Source organism: Streptomyces sp. NPDC102514 (assembly GCF_055584525.1).
Window position 1 is genome coordinate 1 of sequence record NZ_JBVJLW010000048.1, and the last position, 4181, is coordinate 4181.

Consider the following 4181-nt stretch of genomic DNA (forward strand, 5'->3'; position numbering starts at 1 on the left):
CGTCGAACTCATCGGCGGCGTCCGCTTCCCCGCCATCGGCGAACTCCCCTACCTCCTCACCCTCGCCGGCCACGGCTTCTACTGGTTCCGCCTCCACAAGGACGTCACTCCGCTCACCAGTCGCCGATTGACGGTGTGCTCCTGAAAGGACGGGTCGACATGTGCAAGGTCGTAGCACCCCGCCCCAGCGGCCACAGTCCGGCCCACCTGCTGACATCGCTCGCCGACCTGCTTCAGGCATGGCTGCCCGAACAACGGTGGTTCGCGGGCAAGGGCCGGCGGGTCACGGACCTCTCCCTGCTCTCGGTGACCGAGCTCCATCCGGCCTGCCTGCACCTCCTGGTGAGCACCGGGGACGGCTCCTCCCCTTCCCGGCCCGGGGACTGCTACCAGCTGCTCCTCGGTGTCGGCGAGGTCCTGCCTCCCCGGCTCGCCCACGCCCGGATCGGGCGGGCGAGTCAGGGGCCGCTGGCCGGTCTGACGGTGTACGACGCCCTGCAGGAACCGCGGTCGGCGGACCTGCTCCTGGAGCGGCTGCGTACACCGGGAACGGCGGGCCCGCTGCGGTTCGAGCGGGACGCGAAGGTCACCGTCCCCGCCGGTCTGACACCGCGGCTGCTCGACGTGGAGCAGTCCAACACCAGCCTGGTGTACGGGAACGCGTACATCCTCAAGATCTTCCGGCGGGTCAGGCCCGGCATCAACCCGGACCTGGAGGTTCCCTGGGCCCTGGCCCGCCAGGGGTGCACCCGGGTACCGGCCCCCGTGGCGTGGTTCCGTACCTCGGAGCCGCAGCCCGCGACGCTCGGTGTGCTCCAGCCGTTCCTGCCGGACGCCGTCGACGGCTGGACCCTGGCGCTCGAATCGCTCACCGCGGGACGGGACTTCCGGGAGGAGGCGTACGAACTGGGGCGCGCGACCGCCGAGGTGCATCTCGCGCTGGCTGCCGCGTTCGCCCTCGGCGCGCCCACCGCGGACGGGAACAGACGGCTCGCGGCCGCGATGATCGAACGCCTCGACACGACGAGCCGGTCGGTGCCGGAGCTGCTGCCCCATGTGGACGGACTGCGGGGTGCCTTCGACGAGCTGGCCGCCCTCGACTCGGGCCGCCCGGTGCAGCGGATCCACGGCGATCTGCATCTCGGTCAGGTGCTGTGGGCCGGGGAGCGCTGGTCCGTCATCGACTTCGAGGGCGAACCGGCCCGCCCCATCGCCGAACGCCGGCAGCCGCAGTCCCCCGTACGCGATGTCGCGGGCATGCTGCGGTCCTTCGACTACGCGGCCCGCAGCCGCCACCCGTGGCGTCCCGAGTGGGCCCGGCGCTGCCGTGACGCCTACTGCGCGGGATACGCCGTACAGGCGCGGTGGGACCCGCGTGCGCAGGGCGCGTTGCTGCGGGCGCACGAGACCGACCGGGCCGTGTACGAAGCCCTGTACGAGGCACGGCACCGGCCCGACTGGCTGCCCGTGCCGATGGCGGCGATCGCCCGGCTCGCCGAGCACGCCCCGGCACCGTCCGGCGGTCCGCACACGCCTGTTCCTTCCTTCCACTCCTTCCACAGCGCTCAAGGAGGCTGAAAACCGTGGCAGCCCGCGATATCTCCGTACCCCTGACCCCGCCGCCGTCCGAGGACGTCCGGTCCGTCGAGGCCGGTCCCTCCGCACCGGGGCCGGGGGGACCCGGCGGGCGACCGCCGGTGTCCTCGATGGAGGTGACGGACCGGGAGCGGCTGCTGTCGGGCACCCATCACGATCCGCACGCGCTGCTCGGGGCGCATCCGGTGGCGGAGGGCGTCATCGTCCGTGCGCTGCGGCCGTTCGCCGAGTCCGTGGCGGTGGCGCTGCCGGACGGACTGCGGATGCTGCTGGACAGCGAGGGCGACGGCCTCTTCTCCGGGGTGCTGCCGCTCGACGCGGTTCCCGAGTACACGCTGGTGGTCAGATACGCGGGCGGTGTCGAGCTGAAGGTGGACGATCCGTACCGCTTCCTGCCCGCGCTCGGCGAGCTGGATCTGCATCTCGTCCGCGAGGGCCGCCACGAGCAGCTGTGGCGGGCGCTCGGGGCCGAGCCGATGGAGCACCAGGGCGTGGCGGGCACCCGTTTCACGGTGTGGGCGCCGAACGCGCAAGGGGTGCGGGTCGCCGGGGACTTCACGTTCTGGGACGGCACGCAGTTCCCGATGCGCTCGCTGGGCGCGGCCGGGGTGTGGGAGCTGTTCCTGCCCGGTGTCGGCGAGGGCGCGCGGTACAAGTTCGAGATCACGTCCCGGCACGGCGACCGGTTCCTCAAGGCGGACCCGATGGCCCGCCGCGCCGAGGTGCCGCCCGACACGGCGTCCGTCGTCACCGCCTCGCACTACGAGTGGAACGACGCGCAGTGGCTGGCCCAGCGCGGGGACACGCCGGTGCACGAGGCGCCGTTCTCCGTGTACGAGGTCCATCTCGCCTCCTGGCGACCGGGCCTGACTTACCGTCAGCTCGCGGACGAGCTGCCCGCGTACGTCAACGACCTCGGCTTCACCCATGTCGAGCTGATGCCGGTCGCCGAGCACCCCTTCGGCGGCTCATGGGGCTACCAGGTCACCGGCTTCTACGCCCCCACCTCACGGCTCGGCACCCCCGACGACTTCAAGTACCTCGTCGACGCGCTGCACCGGGCCGGCATCGGCGTGATCATGGACTGGGTGCCGGCGCACTTCCCGAAGGACGACTGGGCGCTGGGCCGCTTCGACGGGGAGCCGCTGTACGAGCCCGGGGACGACCGGCGGGCCGAGCACCCCGACTGGGGCACGTACGAGTTCGACTACAGCCGCGTGGAGGTGCGCAACTTCCTCGTCGCCAACGCCGTCTACTGGTGCGAGGAGTTCCACATCGACGGACTGCGCGTCGACGCGGTCGCCTCCATGCTCTACCTCGACTACTCCCGGGACTCCGGCCAGTGGACGCCGAACGTCTTCGGCGGCCGGGAGGACCTCGACGCGATGGCGTTCCTCCAGGAGATGAACGCGACGCTGTACCGGCGGGTGCCGGGGATCGTGACCATCGCGGAGGAGTCGACCGCCTGGGACGGCGTCACCCGGCCCACCACCGACGGCGGTCTCGGCTTCGGGCTGAAGTGGAACATGGGCTGGATGCACGACTCGCTGGAGTACATCAAGCACGAGCCCGTGCACCGCAAGTACCACCACGACGAGATGACGTTCTCGATGGTGTACGCGTACAGCGAGAACTACGTCCTGCCGATCTCGCACGACGAGGTCGTCCACGGCAAGCGGTCGCTGGTGTCGAAGATGCCGGGTGACTGGTGGCAGCAGCGTGCCACCCACCGCGCCTACCTGGGCTTCATGTGGGCCCACCCCGGCAAGCAACTCCTGTTCATGGGACAGGAGTTCGCCCAGGGCGCCGAGTGGTCGGAAGCGCACGGGCCCGACTGGGGACTGCTGGATCCGTCGTACGGGGCGGAGGCGGACCACCGGGGTGTACGCGATCTCGTCCGCGAGCTGAATCTTCAGTACCGGGCTTCCGGTGCGCTCTGGGAACGGGACACCGATCCCGCCGGGTTCGCGTGGGTCGCCGGGGACGCCGCCGAGGACAACGTCTTCGCGTTCCTGCGCTTCGGGGCGGACGGGGCGCCACTGCTCGCGGTCTCCAACTTCTCACCGGTCGTACGGCACGAGTACCGGCTCGGGGTGCCGGACGATGTGCCTGCCTGGCGGGAGGTGCTGAACACGGACGCGCTGTGCTTCGGCGGGGGTGGGGTCGCGAACGGCGAGCCCGTGCAGCGGGACGAGCAGGGCTGGGACGGCCGCGCTGCCAGCATCCGCGTGACGCTGCCGCCCCTCGCGACGGTGTGGCTGCGCCCGGCGTAGGCCCGGGTTTCCTCGCCCCCGCCGCCCCTACCCGTCCCGTCAAAGACTCGGGGGCTCCGCCCCCGAACCCCCGGTCCTCAAACGCCGGACGGGCTGAAAATCAGCCCGTCCGGCGTTTGAGGACGAAGAGGGGCGACGGGCGCAGCCCCACTCGCAGGGGCGCGCGGGACGGCGCAGCCCTATAGGGGCGCGGGGAACTGCGCAGTCTTTTGTCTTTACTGATCGTTTCAGAATGATGTTCGGAGGCGGCGCAAGCAGATGATGCTGCAGGCGAGTTGGAGCAGGCCGAGGTGGAGGTCGGCCCGTATCTCG

3 protein-coding genes are annotated in these 4181 nt (G+C 71.2%); all 3 read left to right on the forward strand.

The genetic code is table 11. The annotated features are described in order from the left end of the window. Window positions 1-145: alpha-glucosidase C-terminal domain-containing protein (locus tag ACZ60E_RS45670; protein WP_384814389.1), on the forward strand; the 145-nt coding region annotated here is incomplete at its 5' end. A gap of 14 nt (window positions 146-159) precedes the next feature. Then, window positions 160-1578 carry a maltokinase N-terminal cap-like domain-containing protein gene (locus tag ACZ60E_RS45675; protein WP_384814320.1) on the forward strand — a complete coding sequence of 473 codons (1419 nt, stop codon included), beginning with the start codon at window positions 160-162 and terminating at the stop codon, window positions 1576-1578. 5 nt (window positions 1579-1583) lie between these two features. Beyond that, complete coding sequence (gene glgB / locus ACZ60E_RS45680) at window positions 1584-3869, forward strand: 1,4-alpha-glucan branching enzyme (RefSeq protein ID WP_469448218.1); 2286 nt, start codon at window positions 1584-1586, stop codon at window positions 3867-3869. The last annotated feature ends 312 nt before the right edge of the window (window positions 3870-4181 follow it).

What these genes read in the sequence shown, in the direction of transcription:
- ACZ60E_RS45675 (WP_384814320.1), top strand. Translation starts at nt 160, where the DNA reads ATGTGCAAGGTCGTAGCACCCCGCCCCAGCGGCCACAGTCCGGCCCAC.